The sequence below is a fragment of the Aeromonas simiae genome (assembly GCF_014892695.1).
In the GTDB taxonomy this organism is placed as follows: domain Bacteria; phylum Pseudomonadota; class Gammaproteobacteria; order Enterobacterales; family Aeromonadaceae; genus Aeromonas; species Aeromonas simiae.
Genome location: NZ_CP040449.1, coordinates 3,511,616 through 3,536,257, shown reverse-complemented (window position 1 = coordinate 3,536,257; position 24,642 = coordinate 3,511,616). Strand labels below are relative to the sequence as shown.

Annotated in this window: 19 protein-coding genes and 4 tRNA genes; 8 read left to right on the top strand and 15 right to left on the bottom strand. The window is 62.7% G+C overall.

The annotated features are described in order from the left end of the window. Nucleotide 1 precedes the first annotated feature (1 nt). The 4 genes from FE240_RS16800 to FE240_RS16785 form a co-directional block, all read right to left on the bottom strand. Entirely contained in the window at nt 2-478 is a 477-nt protein-coding gene (locus FE240_RS16800; RefSeq protein WP_193002595.1) for a c-type cytochrome, read from the bottom strand. 131 nt (nt 479-609) lie between these two features. Next, entirely contained in the window at nt 610-3,693 is a 3,084-nt protein-coding gene (locus tag FE240_RS16795; protein WP_193002593.1) for a multidrug efflux RND transporter permease subunit, read from the bottom strand. Nucleotides 3,694-3,708: 15 nt separating this feature from the next. Next, nucleotides 3,709-4,842 (bottom strand): efflux RND transporter periplasmic adaptor subunit, encoded by a 1,134-nt coding sequence (locus FE240_RS16790; protein WP_193002591.1) that lies wholly within the window; start codon nt 4,840-4,842, stop codon nt 3,709-3,711. 5 nt (nt 4,843-4,847) lie between these two features. Then, entirely contained in the window at nt 4,848-5,357 is a 510-nt protein-coding gene (locus tag FE240_RS16785) for a TetR/AcrR family transcriptional regulator (protein ID WP_264293146.1), read from the bottom strand. A 283-nt stretch (nt 5,358-5,640) separates the two neighbouring features. Between FE240_RS16785 and FE240_RS16780 the strand changes: the two genes are divergently transcribed. From FE240_RS16780 to FE240_RS16765, 4 genes are all read left to right on the top strand, one after another. After that, a tRNA-Arg gene (locus FE240_RS16780) sits at nt 5,641-5,717 on the top strand. Nucleotides 5,718-5,764: 47 nt separating this feature from the next. After that, nucleotides 5,765-5,840 (top strand) — tRNA-His (locus tag FE240_RS16775). 19 nt (nt 5,841-5,859) lie between these two features. Further along, nucleotides 5,860-5,945, top strand: a tRNA-Leu gene (locus FE240_RS16770). 55 nt (nt 5,946-6,000) lie between these two features. Beyond that, a tRNA-Pro gene (locus tag FE240_RS16765) sits at nt 6,001-6,077 on the top strand. Between the two features lie 73 nt (nt 6,078-6,150). On the opposite strand, the gene FE240_RS16760 is transcribed toward FE240_RS16765, so the two are convergent. The 6 genes from FE240_RS16760 to galE form a co-directional block, all read right to left on the bottom strand. Next, nucleotides 6,151-6,957: a Cof-type HAD-IIB family hydrolase gene (locus FE240_RS16760; protein WP_193004591.1), complete on the bottom strand. Its 807-nt coding sequence runs from the start codon at nt 6,955-6,957 to the stop codon at nt 6,151-6,153. Nucleotides 6,958-7,104: 147 nt separating this feature from the next. Further along, nucleotides 7,105-7,920, bottom strand: a complete 816-nt coding sequence (gene bacA / locus FE240_RS16755; protein ID WP_193002587.1) for an undecaprenyl-diphosphate phosphatase — start codon at nt 7,918-7,920, stop codon at nt 7,105-7,107. Nucleotides 7,921-8,035: 115 nt separating this feature from the next. Next, nucleotides 8,036-9,004, bottom strand: coding sequence for a galactose-1-epimerase (locus FE240_RS16750; RefSeq protein ID WP_193002585.1), 969 nt, complete (start codon nt 9,002-9,004; stop codon nt 8,036-8,038). After that, entirely contained in the window at nt 9,001-10,152 is a 1,152-nt protein-coding gene (galK, locus tag FE240_RS16745) for a galactokinase (protein ID WP_193002583.1), read from the bottom strand. The genes FE240_RS16750 and galK overlap by 4 nt, the downstream gene beginning before the upstream one ends. Before the next feature lie 8 nt (nt 10,153-10,160). Further along, nucleotides 10,161-11,195, bottom strand: coding sequence for a UDP-glucose--hexose-1-phosphate uridylyltransferase (locus FE240_RS16740; RefSeq protein WP_193002581.1), 1,035 nt, complete (start codon nt 11,193-11,195; stop codon nt 10,161-10,163). A gap of 70 nt (nt 11,196-11,265) precedes the next feature. Beyond that, nucleotides 11,266-12,279 (bottom strand): UDP-glucose 4-epimerase GalE, encoded by a 1,014-nt coding sequence (gene galE, locus FE240_RS16735; protein WP_193002579.1) that lies wholly within the window; start codon nt 12,277-12,279, stop codon nt 11,266-11,268. 1,328 nt (nt 12,280-13,607) lie between these two features. Here galE and mglB point away from each other — a divergent pair. From mglB to FE240_RS16715, 4 genes are read left to right on the top strand one after another with little or no spacing between them, the layout of a single operon-like run. Further along, nucleotides 13,608-14,594, top strand: a complete 987-nt coding sequence (gene mglB, locus FE240_RS16730) for a galactose/glucose ABC transporter substrate-binding protein MglB (RefSeq protein WP_193002577.1) — start codon at nt 13,608-13,610, stop codon at nt 14,592-14,594. 54 nt (nt 14,595-14,648) lie between these two features. Further along, complete coding sequence (gene mglA / locus FE240_RS16725) at nt 14,649-16,169, top strand: galactose/methyl galactoside ABC transporter ATP-binding protein MglA (RefSeq protein ID WP_226798883.1); 1,521 nt, start codon at nt 14,649-14,651, stop codon at nt 16,167-16,169. 15 nt (nt 16,170-16,184) lie between these two features. Beyond that, the gene (gene mglC, locus FE240_RS16720) at nt 16,185-17,195 is read left to right on the top strand and encodes a galactose/methyl galactoside ABC transporter permease MglC (protein WP_193002573.1); all 1,011 of its coding nucleotides are present in this window, start codon (nt 16,185-16,187) and stop codon (nt 17,193-17,195) included. Between the two features lie 49 nt (nt 17,196-17,244). Beyond that, nucleotides 17,245-18,978, top strand: a complete 1,734-nt coding sequence (locus tag FE240_RS16715; RefSeq protein WP_193002571.1) for a methyl-accepting chemotaxis protein — start codon at nt 17,245-17,247, stop codon at nt 18,976-18,978. Nucleotides 18,979-19,029: 51 nt separating this feature from the next. Here FE240_RS16715 and tdh read toward each other — a convergent pair whose 3' ends face one another. From tdh to FE240_RS16690, 5 genes are all read right to left on the bottom strand, one after another. Next, nucleotides 19,030-20,055 carry an L-threonine 3-dehydrogenase gene (gene tdh / locus FE240_RS16710; RefSeq protein ID WP_193002569.1) on the bottom strand — a complete coding sequence of 342 codons (1,026 nt, stop codon included), beginning with the start codon at nt 20,053-20,055 and terminating at the stop codon, nt 19,030-19,032. Nucleotides 20,056-20,108: 53 nt separating this feature from the next. Beyond that, entirely contained in the window at nt 20,109-21,299 is a 1,191-nt protein-coding gene (locus tag FE240_RS16705; protein WP_193002567.1) for a glycine C-acetyltransferase, read from the bottom strand. Nucleotides 21,300-21,412: 113 nt separating this feature from the next. Then, nucleotides 21,413-22,048: a TetR/AcrR family transcriptional regulator gene (locus tag FE240_RS16700; RefSeq protein ID WP_042048041.1), complete on the bottom strand. Its 636-nt coding sequence runs from the start codon at nt 22,046-22,048 to the stop codon at nt 21,413-21,415. A gap of 4 nt (nt 22,049-22,052) precedes the next feature. Beyond that, the gene (locus FE240_RS16695; protein WP_193002565.1) at nt 22,053-23,324 is read right to left on the bottom strand and encodes a PIG-L deacetylase family protein; all 1,272 of its coding nucleotides are present in this window, start codon (nt 23,322-23,324) and stop codon (nt 22,053-22,055) included. Next, nucleotides 23,317-24,471 (bottom strand): glycosyltransferase, encoded by a 1,155-nt coding sequence (locus FE240_RS16690; protein WP_193002563.1) that lies wholly within the window; start codon nt 24,469-24,471, stop codon nt 23,317-23,319. Before FE240_RS16690 ends, FE240_RS16695 begins: the two co-directional genes overlap by 8 nt. Nucleotides 24,472-24,642 lie beyond the last annotated feature (171 nt).

Below are 24,642 nucleotides of genomic sequence, written 5' to 3'. Positions count from 1 at the left end.
GTTACAGCTTGTCGATCATGAAGTGGATGGCGTTCTCAATCTCTTCATCGCTGCAACTGGCGCAGGTGCCGCGGGGCGGCATCATGCCTAACTTGCCGGTGAAGCCTTCAATGGCGTGTTTCTTGAGGGTATCGAAGCCCTGTGCGATACGCGGCTCCCAGGCCGCCTTGTCACCCCGCTTGGGGGCACCGGCAACGCCGGTATCGTGGCAGGCAAAACAGGCCCCCTTGAAGACCGTCTCGCCGTCGCGTGGGCCACTCGAGGCCGCTGGCGCAGGGGTGGCCGCCGTGGCGATCCCCTCCAGATCCTTGGCGGAATAGACGCTGCCTACCGGCTTGATGCGCTCGGCGATGGCATCGGGTGACAACGCCTGCTCTGCCGATTGTACTGTGGCCGAGAGACAGAGGGCCGCCAGACCGGCAGCTAGCAGATGGTTCAATTTTGGTAACACGCGCTCATTCTCCCAGCAGACATACATTGTCCCTTGTAATGGCGGGATTATAACCGAACAGTTACAGCCATTTAAGCGCTTGTGTGTGAAGTGTTAAGCAATATGGATGTAAAAAAGAAGGGGAGCCAGTGGCTCCCCTTCGTCTGCCTGATGAGCGATCAGTGACCGCCCGCCTTGGCTTTGTGCGGGAGTGACTCGTCGAACACCGGCAGCGGTTTGTGCTCTGAGGCCAGGTAGGTGTAGATCACCGGCAGCACAAACAGGGTGAACAGGGTGCCGATGGCCAGCCCCGCCACGATGACGATACCGATACTGAAACGCTGGGCGGCGCCGGCGCCGGTCGCGTAGAGCAGCGGGATCAGGCCGGCAATCATGGCCGCAGTGGTCATCAGGATCGGGCGCAGACGCACCTTGGCGGCGGCCATGACGGCCTCCATCCGGTTGCGGCCATGCAGCAACTGCTCCTCTTTAGCCACCTCACAGATCAGGATGCCGTGCTTGGTAATCAAGCCGACCAGGGTGATGAGCCCCACCTGGGAGTAGATGTTCATGGTGGCGGCGCCCCAGGCCAGGGCGATCAGCGCCCCGCTGATGGCCAGCGGCACCGAGACCATGATGACCAGCGGATCGCGGGCCGACTCGAATTGGATCGCCAGCACCAGGAAGATGATCGCCAGCGCCAGGGCGAAGGTACCGTACAGGGCGCTCCCTTCGGTGACGAACTGGCGGGCTTCCCCCATGTAGTCGTAGCGATAGCCCTGCGGCAGCTTCTCGTCGGCGGTGCTGCTCAGCCAGTTGATCGCATCGCCCATGGTGGTGCCTGGCATCAGCACGGCCGAGATGGTGGCCGAGTTGAGCTGGTTGAAGTGGGGCAGGGCGCGCGGCTCACCGACCACCTCGATGCTGATCAGGCTGCCAAGCGGCACCGACTGGCCGTCGGCGGCGCGCACGTAATAGCCCTTGATCGACTCCGGGTTGAGGCGGAACTTGCGTTCCACCTGCGGGATCACCTCATAGGAGCGGCCATCCAGATCGATCCGGTTGACGTAGCCGTCGGCCATCATGGTGCCCATGGTGATGCCGATGTCCTGCATGGTGATGCCGTAGGCCCCCGCCTTGTCCTTGTCGATCTTGATCTTCATGGTGGCCGAGTCGTAGTGCAGATCCAGCTCGGAGTAGATGAAGTGCCCGCTCGACTGCACCGCCGCCAGCACTTCGCTCGCCACCTGGTAGAGGCTCTCGAAGTTGTTCGGCGTGGTGATCACAAACTGCACCGGCAGGCCGCTGGAGGCGCCCGGCAGTTCGGGGAACTGGAAGGTGGTGATGGACATGCCAGGCACATCCTTGACCAGTTCGGCCACCCGGTCGAGCACCTCTTTCTGGCTTGCGTCACGCTGGCTCCACGGCACCATGGAGGCGATACCGAAGGCCTGGTTGGCGTTGAAGACCCCGGAGAAGACCTGGGAGAAGGCCACTTCCGGTTGGTCGTCGAGCACCTTGTTTACCTGCTCCATGGTTCCCTGGATATAGTCCAAGTTGACGTTGGAGGGGGCGGTGCCGAGCACCGCCATGACGCCCTTGTCTTCGTTCGGTGCCAGCTCGCTCGGGATAAACTTAAACAGCAGCGGCAGGCTGGCGAACACGATGACGGCGAACACCACCACCACGATGCGTTTTTGCATCACGGCGTGGAGCATGGCGTCATAGCGGGTGGTCATGCGCTCGAGCAAGTGGTGCACTTTGCTCTCGAACTTGCCCGGTGCCTCGTTGGCCCTGAGCATCTTGGAGCACATCATGGGCGACAGGGTCAGGGCGATGACGCCCGAGACGAACACGGCGCCGGCCAGAGTCAGGGCGAACTCCTTGAACAGGGAGCCGGTGATGCCCCCCATCAGGGCGATCGGTGCGTACACGGCCGCCAGGGTCAAGGTCATGGCGATAACCGGTACGGCGATCTCGCGGGTGCCGATGATGGCGGCGCGGAACGGATCCTCCCCCTCCTTGACGTGGCGATCCACGTTCTCCAGCACCACGATGGCGTCATCCACCACCAGACCGATCGCCAGCACCATGGCCAGCAGGGTCATCAGATTGATGGAGAAGCCGAACATCTGCATCACCATGACCACGCCGATCAGACTGAGCGGAATGGTGATGATGGGGATCAGCACGGCCCGGAAGGAGCCGAGGAACAGGGTGATCACCACCAGTACGATGGCGGCCGCCTCGACGATGGTCTTGATAACCTCGCTGATCGACTCGTTGATCGCCACGGTCGAGTCATAGAGGACGTTGGCCTCCATGGTGCTCGGCATGTTGCTCTTGAGATCCGGCAGCATCTCCAGCACATCGTGGGCGATGTTGATCGGGTTGGCGGTCGGGGCGGCGTTGATGGCCAGCACCACGGCTTCGCGGCCGTTGGCGGTGGCGCGGTAGGTGTCGTGGCTCTTCTCCAGCGAGACGTGGGCGATGTCGGCCAGGCGGATCACCTTGCCGTCGCGGGTGGCGACCACCAGACGCTCAAGCTCCTCGGTGGTGTTGACCTGGGTCTCGGCATTGCCGTTGTAGAGGGTGAAGTAGCCGGTGGCCTGGCCGGTGGCAGACTGATAGTTGTTGCTGCTGAGCACGCCGGTCACGTCGGTGGCGGTCAGGTTAAAGGCGGCCATCTTGGCCGGGTCCAGCCATACCCGCAGGGCGTACTTGGTGCCGCCGTACATGTCGACCTTGGAGACGCCGCCGACGGTGAAGAGCTGGGGCTTGATGACCCGCTCCAAGTAGTCGGTGATCTGGCTGGCGTTGAGCTCGGGGCTGGTGAAGCCGATGTAGAGCACCGCTGTGGTTGAGCCGGTGGACATGGTCACCGAGGGGTCTTCTGACTCCTTGGGCAACTGGGATCGCACCGAATTCACCTTGGCCAGAATATCGGAGAGGGCCGCATTCGGGTTGGTGTTGAGCTTCATGTAGGCGGTGATGGTCGAGCTGCCAAGCTGAGTCGACGAGGTCATGAAGTCGATGTTGTCGGCCTGGGCGACGGCCTGCTCCAACGGCTGGGTGATGAAGCCCTGGATCAGGTCGGCGCTGGCGCCATAGTAGCTGGTGCTGACCGTGACGACCGTGTTGGTCATCTCGGGGTACTCTCGCACCTGCATCTTGAACACGGCCTGCAACCCGAGCAGCGCGATCAGGAAGCTGATCGACAGGGCCAGGATGGGCCGTTTGATGAATATGTCGGTAAAGCGCATCTGTCTCTCCGCGTTTTACAGCATGGGGGGCTGGTCGGGGACGTGCAGGCTGTCATCCTGCACCAGCTTGACTCGGGAGCCGTTGCTCAGGCGCACCTGGCCGGACATGACCACCTCGTCGCCGGGCTTGAGGCCGCTGACCACATGGGCATCATTGCCCTTGCGTTCGCTCACCTTGACCACGACCTGTTTGACTCGCTTGATCTTGACCGGCTTGCCCTCTTTGTCCTTCTGCTCTTGTTCGGTGACCACATAGACGTTTTCGCCGTACAGGGTGAAGGTGATGGCAGTTTGCGGCAGGACGACCTGATCCTTGATGGCCGGCAGCTGTATGCTGGCGCGGGCAAACATACCGGAGCGCAGTTGCCCGTCGTTATTGGGGATGTCGGCCTGCACCTGGATCAGGCCGCTCTGATAGTTGACGGCCGGCTCGATGGCACTGATATGTCCCTTGAACGGACGGCTCGGGTAGGCATCGACGTTGATGAGGATCGGCTGATTGAGGCGGATGCGCGAGATGTCGGTCTGCGGCACGGTGAAGCGCAGGCGCATCACGCTGGTGTCTTCCAGGCGTACGATGTCGGTACCCGGTTGCAGATACTGACCGAGGAAGACGTTGCGCAGGCCGACCACACCGGCGAAGGGGGCACGCACTTCACGGCGGGCGATGGTCGACTTGAGGCTCTCGATATCGGCCTCCAGCGAGCGGTAGGTTGCCTCGGTATCGTCAACCTGATCGCGGGAGATCGATCCCTTGGCGAACAGGTTCTGATACCGCTCGAACTTGGCCTTGGCGGCCGGCAGCTTGGCCATGGAGGCCCGCAGATTGGCTCGCTCGACGCTGGCATCCAGGCTCAGCAGCAGCTGATCGGCCTTGATGGTGTCGCCCGATTCGAAGGCGAGGCTGTCGATGGTGCCGGATTGTTCGGTGCTGAGGGTGACCCCCTGGTTCGGCTCGATGAAGCCGATGGCCTCGATGGTCGGTACCCAGTCACGGGCCGCCACCACGTGAGTCGTGACCGGATACTCAGGTTCGGGGCGGTTGGCCAGATAACCGGCGATCATCTTCTGCTTGAACACGTTGAAGCCTATCACGCTGCCGAACAGAGCCAGCGCGATGAGCAGCATGATGCTCATCCATTTCTTCATGGGGGTCACTCCTGAGATGGGGTAGTCGGTTGCAGCACGGCTCGCCAGCTGGCGAGGATCACGCTGTCGATCTGGGATGCGTCGAGCGGCTCATCCATCAGACGGATGAGCTGGGCAATATGCACGACTGAGTCGAGGCTAAGGGTACAGAGCACCCGGCTGGGGAGATCAATGAAGAGCCCCTGCTGGCGTCCGTGTTCGAAGAAGTCATAGAGCGGCTGCCACATCGCCTGGATCTGAGGATCGCGCTCTATCTCCTCGTAATGGGGAGAGGCTTCGTATTGAGACTTACAGCACAGGCAGTCGGCATCCTCGGTAATCAACCGGTAAGCGTTGAGCCAGAAGCGGCGGTACTGCTCGAACGGGGTCAGTTGCGGGTCATGGTCCACATAGAGGGCCTCCAGCGCCTGCGCATTCACGTGTATGTAGAGCTGCCGCAGCAGGTCATTTTTGTCGGTGAAGTAGCGATAGATGGTGCCGGTGGCCACATTGGCATGCTTGGCCACCATAGACATGGAAAGACCATGGAAGCCTTTCTCGGCCAGAAGCTCTTCGGTTGCCTGAAAGATTCGTTCGCGTTTGTCCATAATCGGCGAGGATGTGAATGAACGTTCATTCATTGTAGGTGGGCGAGGCTTGAAGTCAACCCTGCTTCCCCCCACAAGTCATGCCCAGATGGGCATTATTGCCCCTTTTTTCTCCCGAGTGGATTAAAAATCGGCACTCACACCCCAAATTGAAAAAAAGACTGGACAGTACCAGGGGTGCCCATTAGTATTCGCCCCGTTCGACAGCGTGGCGCCCGTAGCTCAGCTGGATAGAGCGCTGCCCTCCGGAGGCAGAGGTCACAGGTTCGAATCCTGTCGGGCGCGCCATTTGTGCGTACCAAAGCGCGGGTGAGAAGTTGTCGAAAACAGCTGTGGTGGCTGTAGCTCAGTTGGTAGAGTCCTGGATTGTGATTCCAGTTGTCGTGGGTTCGAGTCCCATCAGCCACCCCATTTAAGCTGAACCGAATTTGCGAAGGTGGCGGAATTGGTAGACGCGCTAGCTTCAGGTGTTAGTGCCCCCCGGGCGTGAGGGTTCAAGTCCCTCCCTTCGCACCATCACTACCAAGCATTCGGGGCCCGTCAGGGTCTTTTTGCTTTCTAGAATACCCCTCGGTGATTAGCGCAGTCTGGTAGCGCATCTGGTTTGGGACCAGAGGGTCAGAGGTTCGAATCCTCTATCACCGACCACTTTCTTCTCCGGCATTGACCGGGAGATAAAAAACGGGACCTTGCGGTCCCGTTTTTTATTGTGTCGCCGCCATCACACCGCGCTGGCCATCGCGCAGCAACGCTCGAGGTAGTCGGCCACCCCGTCCTCGTCAGCGGTCAGGGCACGCGGATAGCCAGGCAGCGCCTTCACCAGCCGGTCATGGGCATTGCCCATGATGACCCCTCGCCCCACCATGCTCAGCATCTCGACATCGTTCATGCCGTCGCCAAAGGCCACCGCATCCTCAAGGCGCAGGCCACAGCGCGCCAGCACTGCCTTGACCGCGCTGCCTTTGTTGACGCTGCCTTCCATCACCTCCAGGCAGTCCGGCAGGGAGAAGGTGACGTTGAGTCTGTCGCCGTAGCGTTCATTGAGCAGGCGTTCGATCACCAGCAACTTCTCGTGGTCACCGGTGTAGAACACCTTGTTGACCCGATCCAACGGGTGGCTGGCGAAGTCGGTCTTGGTGTAGCTGAAACTGGAATCTTTGTGGAACTCCAGCAGCCAGGGCATCTCCTCCTCAACCAGCCACTCGTCACCGTAATAGACGTTGAGGTGCAAGGAGGGGTCGCGCTCCAGCATCACCAGCTCGCGAGCGGTGGCCTCGGGCAGGGTCTGGTTGAAGATGAGGCGATCCTCGCTGTCGTGCACCACGGCGCCGTTGGAGGTGATGAGGTAGATATCTAGGCCGAGCAAGGCTCGGATCTGACGCACATCGACATAGTGGCGGCCGGTGGCCATCACGAAGGTGACCCCCTGTTGCACCAGTTCGTGCAGGGTGTCACGGGTGCGCCCGGAGATCTGGTGGGCGCTGTTGAGCAGAGTTCCGTCGAGATCGGAGACCACAACCTTATACATCATCACCTCGGCTACAAAAAAATGCGCAGGCAGTGTACTGCAAGCACACCCACCACCCCATTTATTTAGCGGCGCAAAAAATAGCCGCGCCCTGTGTGGCAAGAAAAAAAGACCGGCCATGAGGCCGGTCTTCTTGGTCGGCGGGGATCAGGCCACGAAGACCAGATAAACGGCGAAGGCCACGATGAAGCGATAGATGGCGAAGGGGACGAAGCTCAGTCGGCGGATCAGGGCGAGGAAGGTCTTGATGGCCAGCATGGCAACCACGAAGGCAGTGACGAACCCCACGGCAAACATGGGCAGATCGGCCATCGAGAGCAGCTCCCAGCTCTTGTAGAGATCAAGCCCGGAAGCCCCCAGCATCATGGGCACTGCCAGGATGAAGGAGAACTCGGCAGAGGCCTGACGATTGATCCCCATCAGCATACCGCCGCTGATGGTGGCGCCGGAGCGGGAGAAGCCGGGCCACAGGGCCATGCACTGGAACAGGCCAATGCCGAGGGCCTGTTTGTAGCTGATGTCGTCGAGGGTCTCGGTGCAGATGGGGGGGCGGCGCAGCTCGGCGAGCAGCAGCAGCAGGCCGCCGACTATCAGGGCGCCCATCACGGTCACCGGGCCGAACAGGTGCTCTTTCAGGAAGTCGTGCACCAGAAAGCCGAGGATCACCGCCGGCAGCATGGCGATCAGTATGTGGAGCAGGGTCAGGGTACCGTGGGTGGTCGTGGGCTTTGCCCCAAAGTGGATACCGATGAGGCCAAACATGCGACGCCAGAACACGACCACCACGGCGAGGATGGAGCCAAGCTGTACCAGCACTTCGAAGGTCGCCGCCTTGGGGCCTTCAAAACCCATTAAATGGCCGACGATGATCATGTGGCCGGTAGAGGAAACGGGCAAAAATTCGGTCAGCCCTTCGACAACGCCGAGAATAAAAGCGACGAGCAGGGGATAAGTATCGGTCATAGGTGGTTCATATCCTGAGAGGCAATAAATAACGCGCCCCGGGGTCCTGCCGGGGCGCGCTTATCTTGCGGGATTGTGCGGGCTAATACCACGGGAAAATGGTGACGTTTACGTGTCACGTCCCCAAAAAGCGGTAGCGGGTACGGTGGCGGTAGTGCTCACCAGGCAACAGCCAGGGATCGCCCAGCTCCGGGCGGTTGGGGCTGTCCGGTAGCTGCTGCGCTTCGAGGCAAACCCCGGCGTAATCCTCATGCACACCGCCCTGCCGATCCGGCGTGCCGGCCAGCCAGTTACCGGTATAGAGCTGCACCGAGGGCTGGTCGGTGTACATCTCCATGGTGACCCGGCCATCGCCCGAGACCAGGCGGGCAGCCCACTGGGCCTCACCCGGCGTGAGCACAAACGCGTGATCATAACCACGGGCCTGACGCTGCTGCGGGTGGCTGCCCCAGTCGGCAGCGAGGCGCCGTTCACGGCGCAGATCGAACACCCCCTCTACGACAGCCGCTGACAGTGGGATGCCATCCGGGGTGGTCGGCAGGAAGTGGTCGGCCCTGAGCGTCAGGCTGTGGGCGCGCACATCGCTGCCGCCGTCGAGGTTGAAATAGGCGTGGCTGGTCAGGCTGACCGGGGTGGGGCGATCGGTGCTGGCATCGAACTCGATCAGCAGATCGTTGCCGGCTAGCCGGTAGCAGAGGGTGACCTCCAGGTTGCCGGGAAAGCCCTGATCCCCGTCGACCGAGCTGAGGGCCAGCACCACCCTGTCGCTGGCCTGCTCGACCAGCGTCCACTCGCGGCGGTGAAAACCGCCGCTACCCCCGTGCAGGCAGTGGGGCGGCTGGTTGGCATCGAGGGGCCAGCACTGCCCCTCGCGGCGCAGCTCAGCCCCGCCGATACGGTTGGCAAAGCGACCGGCGACGGCCCCCAGCCACACTTGCTGGCGCGGGTAATCCTGCGGCCGGCAGCCGAGCAGCAGCTCGCGCCGCCCCTCTGCCAGCGGTAGGGTCAGGCTGGTCAGGGCCGCTCCCAGGGTGAGGCCCTCAAGGCGCAGCCCACTCTCGCTCTCCAGACAAAAAGCGTTCATTGGCAGCGCCCCGCCCCATCCTTGGCCTGGCAGACGTAGCAGTCCGCCTGCAATCCGAAGCGGGCCGGGTAGTCGCGCTCGACGGCGGCGATCACCTCGGCCACCTTCTCCGGGCGCAGCAGGGCGACCACGCAGCCGCCGAAGCCGCCGCCAGTCATGCGTACACCGCCCGCTTCGCCGACCTCCCCCTTGATGATCTCGACCAGGCCGTCGATGGGGGGCACAGTGATTTCGAAATCATCGCGCATCGCCGCGTGGGACTGGGCCATCAGGGCCCCCAGCCGTGGCAGATCCCCGGTGCTGAGGGCATCGGCGGCGGCCAAGGTGCGCAGGTTTTCCCCCACCACGTGGCGGGCGCGGCGATAACTGGCCTCGTCGAGCCCGGCCTTGCCCGCCTCCAGCGCGGCCAGGTCGAGATCGCGCAGCGCCTTGACCCCATAGTGGCGGGCGGCGGCCTCACACTGGGCACGGCGGGTGTTGTACTCGCTGTCGACCAGACCACGACGCACGTTGGAGTTGATGATGAGCACCGCCAGATCGTCCGGCATCGGGATCAGGCGGGTCTCTAGGCTGCGGCAGTCGAGTAGCAGGGCGTGGTTAGCTTTGCCGCAGGCGGAGATCATCTGATCCATGATGCCGCAGTTACAGCCGACGAAGTGGTTCTCTGCCTCCTGGCCGTTGAGGGCGATCTCGGCCTGGCTGATGGGGAGGTTGCACGCCTCCTTGAAGGCCTGGCCGATGGCCACCTCAAGGGAGGCGGAAGAGGAGAGCCCGGCTCCCTGCGGCACGTTGCCGGAGACCACCAGATCGAGCCCGTGCAACTGGTGCCCGCGCGCCTGTAGATGCTTGATGACGCCGCGGATGTAGTCGCTCCAGCGCTGCTCGGGGTGGGGGGCTATCGGGGCGTTCAGGTCGAACTCGTCCTGCTGTTCGGCATAGTCGACGGCGATGACGCGCACCTTGTTGTCATCGCGCAGGCCGACCGCCACGCAGGTCTCGTAGTCGATGGCGCAGGGCAGCACGAAGCCGTCGTTGTAGTCGGTGTGCTCACCGATCAGGTTGACGCGGCCGGGGGCGCGCACGCACAGGGTCGCGGCATGGCCGAAGTGGCGCTCGAAAAGCTGGTTCACTCGCTCAAAGGGGGTCATGGCATTCCTCACACAGTCTTGTAATGGTTGGGGCTCAGTGCGCGCAGCCGCTCGGCCGCCTGCTCCGGGGTCAGGTCACGCTGGGCTTCGGCCAGCATCTCGAAGCCCACCATGAACTTGCGCACCGTGGCCGAGCGCAGCAGGGGCGGATAGAAGTGGGCATGCAGCTGCCATGCCTCCCGGTTGTCGCTGTGCGGCGGGGCGAAGTGCCAGCCCATGGAGTAGGGGAAGCTGCACTGGAACAGGTTGTCGTAGCGGCTGGTGAGCTCCTTGAGCGCCACCGCCAGATCGGCCTGCTGGGCCGGGCTGAGATCGAGCAGAGAGGGGAGGTGCGCCTTGGGCAGCAGCAGGGTCTCGAACGGCCAGGCGGCCCAGAAGGGCACCACGGCCAGCCAGTGTTCGCTCTCCACCACGATGCGCGAGCGATCGGCCAGCTCGCGTTCGACATACTCAAGCAGCAGCGGGCGGCCATGCTCGGCCAGCCAGGCGGCCTGCTGGTTCTGCTCGCGGGCGATCTCGTTGGGCAGGAAGTCGCTGCCCCAGATCTGACCGTGGGGGTGGGGGTTGGAGCAGCCCATCACGGCGCCCTTGTTCTCAAATACCTGCACCCACGCCCAGTCGCGGGAGAGGTCGCGCACCTGATCCATCCAGGTGGTGATGACCCCCTCAATGGCAGGCAGTGCCAGCTCGGGCAGGGTCTTGCCATGATCCGGCGAGAAGCAGATGACGCGGCTGGTGCCACGGGCAGCCTCAAGATGCAGCAGGGGATCGGCGGCCTGCTCGGCGGCCGGGGTGTTGTGCATCAGGGCGGCGAAGTCATTGGTGAAGACGAAGGTCCCCGAGTAGTCGGGGTTTTGCTCACCATTGACGCGGCGGTTGCCGGCACACAGGAAGCAGTCGGGATCGTGAGTCTGGGCCGCGCTCTCGGCCACCTTCTCCACCTGCCCCTGCCAGGGGCGCTTGGCTCGGTGCGGCGACACCAGCACGTACTGGCCGGTGAGCGGGTTGTAGCGGCGATGCGGATGATCAACCGGATCGAACATCTTGATACCTCGTTACAGTGATCGTGGGCCGGCCGCAGCGCGCTCTCCGGCCCATGGAGTCAGGGTTGGCTCACGCTTCGTAGCCGTTCGGATTGCGGGTCTGCCAGCGCCAGCTGTCGGCACACATGGCGGCCATGTCGCGGCGGGCCTGCCAGCCCAGCTCGCGTTCGGCCTTGGCCGGGTCGGCCCAGTACTCGGCGATGTCGCCGGGGCGGCGGGCCTCGATCTGATAAGGCAGCGGATGGCCGCAGGCGGCCGCGAAGGCGGCCACCACCTGCAACACGCTGTACCCCTTGCCGGTGCCGAGGTTATAGGTATGCACCCCGCCCGTACCGTGGCAGTGCTCGAGGGCCTTGAGGTGCCCCTCGGCCAGATCCATCACATGGATGTAGTCGCGCACCCCGGTGCCGTCGATGGTGGGATAGTCGCCGCCGAAGATGCTCAGTTGGGGGCGCCGGCCTATGGCCACCTGGGTGATATAGGGCATCAGGTTGTTGGGGATCCCCTGGGGATCTTCCCCCATGGTGCCCGACTCGTGGGCGCCGACCGGGTTGAAGTAGCGCAGCTCGACCATGCTCCACTGGGGCTCGGCGGCCTGCAAATCCTCGAGGATCTGCTCGATCATGAGCTTGGAGCGGCCGTAGGGGCTGTGGGCGCTGCGCGGGAATCCTTCGCGGATCGGCACCGAGGCCGGTTCGCCGTAGACGGTGGCGGATGAGCTGAAGACCAGGGTGCGGACACCGCAGCGCTTCATCGCCTCCAGCAGCACCAAGGTGCCGCCTATGTTGTTCTCGTAGTACTCGAGGGGGATGCGGGTCGATTCCCCGACCGCCTTGAGGGCGGCAAAGTGGATGACCGCCTCGATCTGCTCTTCGCGCAGCACCCGCTCCAGCAGTGCCCCATCACGGATGTCGCCCTCATAGAAGGTGGGGATGCGCCCCTGTAGTGCCTCGATGCGCTGCAATACGGTGCGCTTGCTGTTACACAGGTTGTCGAGCAGTACCGGTTCGTGGCCGGCATCCATCAGGGCCAGGGTGGTGTGGCTGCCGATGTAACCACAGCCGCCGGTTACCAGAATCTTCATGGTGCCTCTCCTTGTCGATGGCCAGAGTCTAGCTGAGGAGGGGGAGGCGATTCTGTGATCAATATAACGCTTATGTGTAATCGGTTACACTTGTTGTGGTGCTTGTATGGCTTGAGCTGGTGGTGGTTTGGATGGGTGTGGTGGGATGTGATGCATGAAAAAGAGTGTAATTTAGTGAAAGTTAGTGTGTCAGCGAAAGCTGGTGACCGCACTCCTCGCCATTAATGCAGATCAAACCCCGCCTTATGAGGATGAAGGGGTTCGTTATAGGCATTTTTCGCAAGGGCATTAGCTGATTCTGTAATCGATTACACGTTGTGTGTAGTAATCCCTCCGCGCTTTTCCCCATCAAGGCTGAGGGAAGCAGGTCAGCGCGGGTAGGTAGAGGGGGCCGCAACCTCAACGCTCCTGCCTCATCATCGGCTCGCTCGCGCATGAGCCGAGCCATGGCGTGAGGTAATGCTGGCTTATCGGGTGTGAGCCGCTGAGGCCGTTTGAGAGGGCGGCGGCAACCAACGGCATTTCCCCTTTGTCTGCGCTAGTAGAGCTGCTCTCACCGGCCACGCTCCTGTGGTGGCCCGGTGGGGCAGGAGTGGTCGGGATTGTCTACCCATTCTCGGCCCGGTGGGGGCCGACCACGCCTTCTCTGTGCATAGGCGCACGCCACGGCCACCATCTAGCGCTTTTCCTGGGACTGACCGCCACTGCATTCGCCACCACGGCAGCCCACCGGGGCATGCTATGGGGTTCGGTGATGCGACAGGCTGGTCGGGGAGGGGCGGCTACGGCTGGGCCCTTGGCTTACGCTCGTCACCGCGCAACGCGCCGGGACTCCCGAAGCGATCCCTGCCGGGGCCAAGGTGTTCAACTGCCGCAGCGCTTGTCCTGCGTGCCGAGCCCGGGTTCATCCGGGGTGGCGCGAGCAACGCTTTAGTGCCCAGTGAGTCTTTGTCGTGGGGGAAGGGCGTCCAGGTGGGCAGCGAAGGCGCCCATAGGGGAGGACGCCTGATGTCTGGGCGAGGGGGTTAGCCGCTTTGCTGATGGCGTTTCGCTAGCCCTGTAGTGGCACGCTGGGGGCTCGATGATTGTTAACAAGGCGGTCGGGGACGACGCTTTTTTATGGGGCTCGATTAGACCTCTGTTTTATTTGTTTTTCATAACATGTTGAAAACAAAAAATAAGGTGTTTATGTAACATAGTGTAATCGCTTTCATTTTGCTGCGGTGATCACAGATGAAATGGCAACATATTGATTACATTTAGGGGCGCTGACTCAATAGCTGGCCATCCTACGACACACCACAAATAGAGACACCGGAGCACACACAATGAAGAAGCTGACCGCCGTCGCCGCCCTGCTGATGGGCATGACCTCCGCCTCTGCCGCCCTGGCCGAGACCACACTGGGATTCACCGTCTACAAGTACGACGACAACTTCATGTCGGTGGTGCGCAAGGCCATCGAGAAGGAGGCCACCGCCTATCCCGACGTCAAGTTGCTGATGAACGACTCCCAGAATGACCAATCCAAGCAGAACGATCAGGTCGACGTGCTGATGGCCAAGGGGGTGAAGGCGCTGGCCATCAACTTGGTTGACCCGGCCGCCGCCTCCGTCGTGATCGAGAAGGCCCGCGTCGACGGGATTCCTGTGGTCTTCTACAACAAGGAGCCGAGCGCCGCCGATCTGGCCAGTTATGACAAGGCCTACTATGTCGGCACTGACTCTAAAGAGTCCGGCATCATCCAGGGGCAGCTGATTGCCAAGCACTGGAAGGCCCATCCGGAGTGGGATCTCAACAAGGATGGCCAGATCCAGTTCGTGCTGCTCAAGGGCGAGCCGGGTCACCCGGATGCGGAGGCCCGCACCACCTACGTCATCAAGACCCTAAGCGACGGCGGCATCAAGAGCGAGCAGCTGCATCTGGACACTGGCATGTGGGACACCGCCATGGCCAAGGACAAGATGGATGCGTGGATCTCCGGCCCCAACGCCAACAAGATTGAGGTGGTCATCGCCAACAACGATGCCATGGCCATGGGGGCCATCGAATCCCTGAAGGCCGCCGGCAAGAGCAGCCTCCCCGTGTTCGGTGTCGATGCTCTACCGGAGGCCCTGGCCTTGGTCGACAGCGGCGCCATGGCCGGCACCGTGCTCAACGACGCCGGTAACCAGGCCAAGGCCACCTTCGAGCTGACCAAGAACCTGGCCGAGGGCAAGGCCGCCGGTGAAGGCACCCAGTGGAAGATGGTCGAGAAGGTGGTGCGTGTCCCCTACGTCGGCGTCGACAAGGCCAATTTGGCCCAGTTCAAGTAATCCCGTCACCGGAACCGTGGGGGGATGCGTCCCCCCACGTCTCCCTGCAAGTAGTTGGCTGCTATGACAACAACAAAGCAATCGGAATGGTTGCTCGAGATGGTCGGCATCAGCAAGGCGTTTCCTGGGGTCAAAGCCCTCGACAACGTTCACTTGCGGGTTCGCCCCCACTCGGTGCATGCCCTGATGGGCGAGAACGGGGCCGGCAAGTCCACCCTGCTCAAGTGTCTGTTCGGCATCTATGAGAAGGACACGGGCTCCATCACCTTTCAAGGGCACGAGGTCAATTTCCGCTCCTCCAAAGAGGCGCTCGACAACGGCATCTCCATGGTGCACCAGGAACTCAATCAGGTGCTGCAACGCAGCGTCATGGACAACGTCTGGCTCGGCCGCTACCCCACCAAGGGGTGGTTTGTCGATCACGACAAGATGTATGCCGATACCCAGCGGATCTTCGAGGAGCTGGAGATCGACATCGATCCCCGCGCCAAGGTGGCGACCCTCTCGGTCTCCCAGATGCAGATGATTGAGATCGCCAAGGCGGTCTCTTACGACGCCAAGATCGTCATCATGGATGAGCCCACCTCCTCCCTGACCGAGAAGGAGGTCAACCACCTGTTTCGCATCATCAACAAGCTCAAGGAGAAGGGATGCGGGATCGTCTACATCTCCCACAAGATGGAGGAGATCTTCAAGCTGTGTGACGAGATCACCATCTTGCGCGACGGCCAGTGGATCGACACCCAGCCGCTGGCCGGTCTTACCATGGATCAGATCATCGGCATGATGGTGGGCCGCGAGCTGACACAGCGTTTCCCCGAGAAGACCAATGTGCCCAAGGAGGTGATCCTCCAGGTGCGCGGGCTCACCTCACTGCGCCAACCCTCGGTTCAGGATGTCAGCTTCGATCTGCACAAGGGGGAGATCCTCGGGGTGGCCGGCCTAGTCGGCGCCAAGCGCACCGACATCGTCGAGACCCTGTTCGGCATCCGCGAGCGCAGCGGCGGCACCATCACGCTGCACGGGCGCGAGGTGCACAACCACAACGCTCACGAGGCGATCCGTAACGGCTTTGCCCTGGTGACCGAGGAGCGCCGCTCCACCGGTATCTACTCCCAGCTCGACATCGCCTTTAACTCCTTGATCGCCAACATGGAGAAGTACCAGGACAAGCTGGGGCTGCTCAGTGACCGGAAGATGAAGAGCGACACCCAGTGGGTGATCGACGCGATGCGGGTCAAGACCCCGAGCCAGAAGACCTCCATCGGCTCTTTGTCGGGGGGTAACCAGCAGAAGGTGATCATCGGCCGCTGGCTGCTGACCCAGCCGGAGATCCTGATGCTCGACGAGCCGACCCGCGGCATCGACGTGGGGGCCAAGTTCGAGATTTATCAGCTGATCCTGGAGCTGGCCAAGAAGGACAAGGGGATCATCATCATCTCCTCCGAGATGCCGGAGCTGCTGGGGATCACCGACCGCATCCTGGTCATGAGCAACGGCCGGGTTGCCGGCATCGTCAACACCAAAGAGACCGACCAGGGCGAGATCCTGCGTCTGGCCTCTCTCTATCTGTAACAGGGGAAGATCCGTATGGAGTGGGTCAAGAATTTCAACCTGATGCGCACGCTCAAAGAGGGCGGCATCTATGCCGTGCTGCTCATCCTGTTGGTGGTGATCGTGGTGCAGGAGCCTTCGTTCCTGAGCCTCACCAACCTCAGCAACATCCTCACCCAGTCCTCGGTGCGCATCATCATTGCGCTCGGGGTGGCGGGCCTCATCATCACCCAGGGGACCGACCTTTCCGCCGGCCGTCAGGTGGGCTTGGCGGCCGTGGTGGCGGCAACCCTGTTGCAGTCGCTGACCAACGTTAACAAGGTGTTCCCCGAGCTTGGTGCCGTGCCGATCCCCGTGGTGATCCTAGCCGTCTGCGCCATCGGCGCCCTTATCGGCCTCATCAACGGCCTGGTGGTGGCGTACCTCAACGTGACGCCCTTCATCACCACGCTGGGCACCATGATCATCGTGTACGGGGTCAACTCCCTCTACTACGACTACGTGGGCGCCTCGCCGATCGCCGGCTTCGATGCCCGCTTCTCGAACTTTGCCCAGGGCTTCATCCGCATAGGGGGCTTTAAGCTCTCTTACATCACCTTCTACGCCATCATCGCCATCGGGCTGGTGTGGGTGTTGTGGAACAAGACCCGCTTTGGCAAGAACATCTTCGCCATCGGCGGTAACCCAGAGGCGGCCAGGGTCTCTGGGGTTAACGTGCCGCTCAATCTGGTGGCCATCTACGCCCTGGCGGGGGCCTTCTACGGCTTTGCCGGCATGCTGGAGGCAGGCCGCATCGGCAGCGCCACCAACAACTTGGGCTTCATGTACGAGCTCGACGCCATCGCCGCCTGCGTGGTGGGTGGGGTGTCGTTTGCCGGCGGGGTTGGCACGGTCGCCGGCGTGGTGACCGGGGTGATCATCTTCACCCTCATCAACTACGGCCTGACCTATATCGGGGTCAGCCCTTACTGGCAGTTCATCATCAAGGGGGCCATCATCATTTTGGCGGTCGCACTTGACTCCATGAAGTACGCCAAGAAGAAGTGATACATCCGGGCGCCGCGGGACGGCGCCCTCTTATTGTAAGGAGGTGCTCATGTCATTTCGGGCCAAGATCCATCTGTTACTGCTGCTTGCGGTGCTGATCACGGTGGCGACCTCCTACCTGAGCGTCAATCACTTCATCAGCGGTTACATCCGCCAGCAGGCGGAGCAGAACATCGCCAGCCAGGTGGCCCTGGTGCGCGAGAAGCTGGAAGGGGACATCAACCAGAAGATCCTGCTGGCCGGTAACCTCAACTTCGGCGTCACCAACGTCAAGAAGACCCTGGAGGAGACCGGTTTTCATAACATTGTCAAACAGATAGGTGACATGGCATTCGATCGGGACGGGGTGATCAACGACCCCAAACGGGTCGACACCCTGCGCGGCGAGGCGGCCAAGGCGGGCGGTAAGGTGCAGGTCAGCCCGTTGCAGACGGTCGACGGCAAGCCGGTGGTGGTGATCTTGGTGCCACGCGGCGCCGATTCGGCCTACTTCTACTACCTCGACATGACCGAGTTTCGCTCCCTGCTCGAGAAGAGTGCGGGGGATGGCAAGCGCTTCGAGCTGAAAGATTCGGCGGGCCACCTCCTCATCAGCCAGCCTGCGGGCGGTGAGACGATCGCCAAGTCCTTCCCCATCAATGTACATGGCAGCGCCTGGAGCCTGACCGGCTACGTGGATCTCGACTACATCGCCGGTCTGACCCGCGACATCAACGGCAAGATCACTGTTGCCCTGCTGCTGGTCGGGCTGGTGGTGCTGGCGGTGTCGCTGCTCGCCCTCAAGCTGGCCTACCGCCCGATCCCGCTCCTGCGGGATCTGGTGCTGGAGCTCTCCCGTGGCAGCGGCGATCTGACCCGTCGCCTGAGCGTGACCAGCCGCGACGATCTGGGCCAGATCTCGGGGGGGATCAATGACTTCATCGCCAGATTGCAGGAGATGATGCTGGCGGTGAGCGAGGCGGCCGAGCGGCTCAACGGCGGCATCGAGGCGGTGGCCGCCCAGAGCCGTACCGCCCGCAGCCTGCTTGAGCACCACGCTGGCGAGACCGGCCAGGTGGTCACCGCCATCACCGAGATGAGCAGCGCCGCCGGTTCGGTGGCCGAGAACGCTGCCGCCACGGCCCAACTGGCGGGGCAGAGCCGGCAGCTGGCCGATCAGTCGCGTCAAGTGGTGGATGGGGCCATGGCCAGCGTCTCGGCCCTGGTCGGGGAGGTCGAAGAGACCGCCCGCTCTGTGCTGGTCATGCAGCAGGATGTGGAGCGGATCGGCGCCGTGCTTGGGGTCATTGGCGGCATTGCCGAGCAGACCAACTTGCTGGCGCTCAACGCCGCCATCGAGGCGGCCCGCGCCGGTGAACAGGGGCGCGGTTTTGCGGTGGTGGCGGACGAGGTGCGCGCCCTGGCAGGGCGCACCCAGCAGAGCACGGCGGAGATCCGCGACATGCTCGAGCGATTGCAGCGTGGCAGCCAGACGGTGGTGGCTGCGATGGAGGGCACCAAGGAGAGCTGCCGGGAGACTGCCGACAAGACGGCGCGGGTGCATGGCTCCCTCGATCAGGTGGTCGATGCCGTGGTGCGCAGCAACGATCTGGTCAGCCAGATAGCGACCGCCGCCGAGCAGCAGAGCCTGGTGGCCGACGAGATCAGCCGCAACATGCACGCCATCGCCGAGGTGGTGAGCCAGCTTGAGCGCAGCGGGGAGGCGGTGGCGGCCGGCGCCGGCACCATGGAGCAGAGCTACCGCGCCCTGCGTGATATCGTCGGGCGCTTCCGGCTGCATTGACGCCAAGTAAAAAGGGGAGCCGTTGGCTCCCCTTTCTCATGGTGTGCCGGCTTACTCCCAGCTCAGCACCACCTTGCCCGACTGGCCCGAGCCCATGGCGTCGAAGCCCTGCTGGAACTCGTCGATGGGGAACCGGTGGGTGATGATGGGGGTGAGATCGAGGCCCGACTGGATCAGGCTGGCCATCTTGTACCAGGTCTCGAACATCTCGCGGCCATAGATCCCCTTGATAAACAGCCCCTTGAAGATCACCTTGTTCCAGTCGATGGCCATGGTGGAGGGGGGGATGCCGAGCATGGCGATCTTGCCGCCATGGTTCATCTTGTCGAGCATCTCCTGGAAGGCGGAGGGGTTGCCGGACATCTCCAGCCCCACGTCGAAGCCTTCGGTCATGCCGAGATCTTCCATCACGTCGGAGAGCGACTCCTTGGCCACGTTGACGGCGCGGGTGGCGCCCATCTTGCGGGCCAGTTCGAGGCGGTATTCGTTGACGTCGGTGATCACCACGTGGCGTGCGCCGACGTGACGGCAGACGGCGGCGGCCATGATGCCGATGGGGCCGGCGCCGGTGATGAGCACGTCTTCCCCCACCAGATCGAAGGAGAGGGCGGTGTGCACCGCGTTGCCGAACGGATCGAAGATGGCGGCCAGCTCATCGGAGATGTTGTCCGGCAGCTTGAAGGCATTGAAGGCGGGGATCACTAAGTATTCGGCAAAGGAGCCAGGGCGGTTCACACCGACGCCGATGGTGTTGCGGCACAGGTGGGTGCGGCCAGCGCGGCAGTTGCGGCAGTGGCCACAGGTGATGTGCCCTTCGCCCGAGACCCGATCGCCGACCGCGAAGCCGCGCACCTCCTGACCCACGGCCACCACCTCACCCACGTACTCGTGGCCGACCACCATGGGGACGGGGATGGTCTTTTGGGACCACTCGTCCCAGTTGTAGATGTGCATGTCGGTGCCGCAGATGGCGGTCTTGCGGATCTTGATCAGCAGGTCGTTGTGGCCCAGCTCCGGCATGGGGACGTCGGTCATCCAGATGCCTTTGGTCGGGTGCAGTTTGGAGAGTGCTTTCATGGTTGTTCCTTCACGATGAACGCCAAAAAAGGGGGCCGCCGGCCCCCTTGATATCAGATGACGCCGAGGTTGCGGCCGATGCGGATGAAGGCATCGATGGCGCGGTCAAGCTGCTCACGGGTGTGGGCGGCCGACATCTGGGTGCGGATGCGGGCCTGCCCCTTGGGCACCACAGGGAAGGAGAAGCCCACCACGTAGATCCCCTCGGCCAGCATGCGGCTCGCCATCTCGGCGGCCAGCTTGGCATCGCCCAGCATCACCGGGATGATGGCGTGATCGGCCCCGGCCAGGGTGAAGCCGGCGGCGCTCATCCGGCTGCGGAAATAGGCGCTGTTCTCTTGCAAGCGGGCACGCAGGTCGTGCCCCTCGGCCAGCATGTCGATCACCTTGATGGTGGCAGCGACGATGGCCGGTGCCAGCGAGTTGGAGAAGAGGTAGGGACGGGAGCGCTGACGCAGCCAGTCGATCACCTCCTTCTTACCGGAGGTGTAGCCGCCGGAGGCGCCCCCGAGCGCCTTGCCGAGGGTGCCGGTGATGATGTCGACCCGCTCCAGCACACCGCAGTATTCGTGGGTACCGCGGCCGTTCTCGCCGATGAAGCCGACCGCGTGGGAGTCATCCACCATCACCAGGGCGTCGTACTTGTCCGCCAGATCGCAGATGGATTTGAGATCGGCAATGACCCCATCCATGGAGAAGACCCCGTCGGTGGCGATCAGCTTGAAGCGGGCGCCGTCGGCGCTGGCCTGCTTGAGCTGCTGTTCAAGGTCGGCCATGTCGTTGTTGGCATAGCGGTAGCGCTTGGCCTTGGAGAGGCGCACACCATCGATGATCGAGGCGTGGTTGAGGGCGTCGGAGATGATGGCGTCTTCGGCCCCCAGCAGGGTCTCGAACAGGCCGCCATTGGCGTCGAAGCAGGAGGAGTAGAGGATGGTGTCCTCGGTGCCGAGGAAGGTGGAGAGCTTCTGCTCTAGCACCTTGTGCATGTCTTGGGTGCCGCAGATGAAGCGCACCGAGGCCATGCCGAAGCCGTGGCTGTCGAGGCCGGCCTTGGCGGCGGCGATCAGCTCGGGGTGGTTGGCCAATCCCAGATAGTTGTTGGCGCAAAAGTTGAGCACCTCCTGACCACCGACCATGATGCCGGCCTGCTGGGCGGAGGTGATGAGGCGCTCCTGCTTGTAGAGGCCGTCTGCCTTGACCTGCTCCAGTTCGGCTGCCAGATGGCGATAAAATGCGTGGGACATCCGTTCTTCCTCGTCGACGTAGGGGCATGGCCCCGGAATGACAAGATTTTACTCTGTCCGTGCAGCGGCGCTATTCAAATTATTTTGCTGAAATTCAACAATTGTGAAACAGATCACCCGGCCAGCTCGCGGTAGTGCTGCTCGAGCTGCTGGATCTGCGGTTTCACCTCGGGATGCAGGTAGGGGCGCAGGATGAAGAGCACCCGCAGCACCCCCTTGTAGAGCAGGGGCTTGGTGACCCGGGTGCCGGGGGATTGGGCAATCTGATAGGCGATCCAGAAGGTGACCACCATCTTGATGGTCTGGCCGAGATCCGGCAGATCCTCGTCCACCACCTCCAGCAGCTTGCCATCACGCAGGCTGCGCAGCAGTCCCTGCACCGAATTGCCAAGCTGCTCCTGGGCCTTGAGGTACTTCTGTTGCAGCCGCTCGTCGCGGCTCAGGATGTCGGGCAGATTGGCGTAGAAGAAGCGGAACTGCCACATCAGGTAGAAGATGGCATCCAGATACCCCATCAGGTGCTCGATGCGGATCTCCCGCTCCTGCACCGGGGCGAAGCTGTCGACCAGATGCTTGGCGTAGTGGTCGAAGATGCTGTGGATGATGTCTTCCTTGTTGCGGAAGTGGTAGTAGAGGTTGCCGGGACTGATCCCAAGATGGGCGGCGATGTGGTTGGTGGTGACGTTGCGCTCTCCCTGTTCGTTGAACAGTTCGGTGGCGCCGTGAATGATGCGATCTCGGGTCTTCATGCACTCAATTCCCTTTGTGTGCCAGTTGATTCATGCCACGCACGAAGGCGTCGCGCTCCACCCAGCAGAACAGCTCATCGGCCCGGATATGGGTCTGCAGGTAGTCATGGGGGCCGTAGTAGTGGTAGCCGTTCTTGCGCACCTTCTGATTCCACCAGCGCTTGAGCCGCTTCTCCAGCCGCAGGGTGGCGCGCAGGTCATGCATGCTGTCGAGGGCCACCACTTTCTGGCGCTGGCGCTCCAGCGAGAGGGGGTGGCTGTAGCACTGCCATGGGCCGAGGGCTGAGGTTGTCGAGAACCAGGGGGGCAGGGTGGTGCGGCCATGCTCCGGGCCATAAGGGAAGTGCTTGCCGTGGTGCAGGTGGTTGGCATAAAGCAGCACCCGTGTCGGCTGGTGGCGGCTGAGGGTCAGCGCCAGCGCCAGTGCTCTGGCGCTAGCCTGGTGATCCCGATGGGGATCGAGCTCGGGGTGGGTCACCACCACAGTGGTGGGGCGGCTGTGCTCGATCAGGGCCACCAGATCGGCGATGAGCCGCTCGCCGCTGTGCTGCGGCGCTGCATCGTTGGGCAGCGGGGTGGGATTCCAGCGGCGAAACGGGGTGGGCAGCAGCGCCGGCAGCCTGGCGTGGGGCTGCGGCCGCTGCGGCTCATCCAGCAGGGCGCTCAAGGTGTCGTTGAAATAGCCGAGGCAGTAGAGCTGGCTGGCGGGCACCCCGGCCAGCTGCGGCGTGGTCACGCTGTTCCAGGCGCGGATCATCCCCTTACGCAGCTGCGCATTGGCAAGGTCGTCATCGAGCCCGGGGATGTACTGCTTGCGCAGGGTGTCGAGCTTTTCGCCTGCGCTCAGGGTGGCAATCCAGCTCTGAGCGGCATGATCGCTATAGAGGCCGAAGGCGGCCAGCTCGGCATCGTCGGGGTGGGGCGAGAGCAGCAGCAGGGGGCCGTCGTCCAGCGCCGGGTTGGCAAACTCGAGCAGCTCGGCCGCCGTGTCCAGTGTGCCGTGGCGGCAGGTGATGCGGCAGGTTGCCAGTGAGCCCACTCCGCTCAGGTTGATAAAGCGGGTGCCGTGCTCGGGTGCCAGGTATTGGCGCCACTGCCGCTGGCCATCCTCAATGGTGACCTCGCCGAGACGACGGCTGGCGCGATAGCCCACTTGCAGCAGCAGGGTCTTGCCGGCCGTGCTGAGGTGCTCGGCGCCCGTGATGCCTGTTTGGGTCAGCGTCACGCAATGGCGCGCGCGTGGGTGCAGTGGATAGCGGTGATCGGTGTCAGTCATGACTCGGGGAGTCCAGTTCGAGATAGCGCTGGGCCAGCTTCCGGTCATCGAAGCGGGTCAGCCAGGTGGCATCGGGGATGACGGGGTCGCTCAGCGCTTCGCACATCTTGGCGGCCAGGGCTGTGGGGGTCGGTTCGGCCAGCAGGCGGCGCTGCTCGCCGACCAGAATTTCGCGAATGCCGCCAGGTACCTCGGTGGCCACCACCTGGGTGCCACAGGCAAGGGATTCAAGAAGCACCATGCCAAGCCCCTCGAAGCTCGAGCTGAGCACGAAGGCACTGGCGCGGGCCACCCAGGGGTAGGGGTTGTCACGATGGCCGAGAAAGCTAACCCGGTCGTTGAGTCCGAGCTCGGCGCTGAGCGACTCGAGCGCCGCCCGCTCGCTGCCATCGCCGATGATGACCAAGGGGCAGGTGAGACCGGACTCCTGATATGCCCGCAGCAGCAGCGCCTGGTTCTTGACCGGCACCAGGCGTCCCACGTGCACCAGATAGGGCGAACTAAATGCCGGTTGTGCCGGCCCCGCCGCCTGTTCCCGAATGCACTGTAGGGGCAGGCCGTTGTAGATAATTTCGGTTCTGGCGGTGGTGACGCCCGTTTCGTTTAGAAACAATTGCAGCGTGCTGGCCAGCCCCTCGGAGACACAGACCACCTGCTTGTCCTGAAACAGCAGACGGCTGAACCAGGCCTGCCAACGGTAGCGGCAGAGCTTGAGCATGGTGCCCTCAACCACCTGCCAGATGCGCGGATCGCGCCAGTCCCACAGCAGCTCAAAGGCACCTTGGCCACGGACGATGATCTGATCGAAGCGGCCGTAACGGGCCTCCATCTCGGCCACCTTGCGCTGAGCCACCCGGCTGGTCGTGCGACCGAGCCAGACGAAGTGGGAGCCGCGAAACAGGAAACGCAGTAGGGCGCGATTGAGCAGGTGCATCAGCAGGCCGGTGCCATATTGACGGGCTTCGCGTTCGATATCCTGGCCCTGATGCAGGTGGACGTTCGGGGCGGGATGCATACGGGCTTCGCCGCGCAGCACCCAGAGGTGCACTTCATGGCCCTGATCGGCGAGGGCGTTGGCGAGGTTGATGCTGGCGGTTTCGATCCCGCCGTGATGAAGACGACGCAGGATGATCAGGATCCGCTTCATGAGCCGGTTTCCTTGGACGAAGGGGTCAGTGGAACAACGGAATTGGGCAAAACGTGCGCCTGCTGTTGGGGTACGGCGAGTGGGAAGGTTAGCTGAGAAGACGTTACCAAACCAGCGTTATGGCGACAACTGCCCCGCTCGTCACGCTGAACACCAAGGATTCGTCTCGGC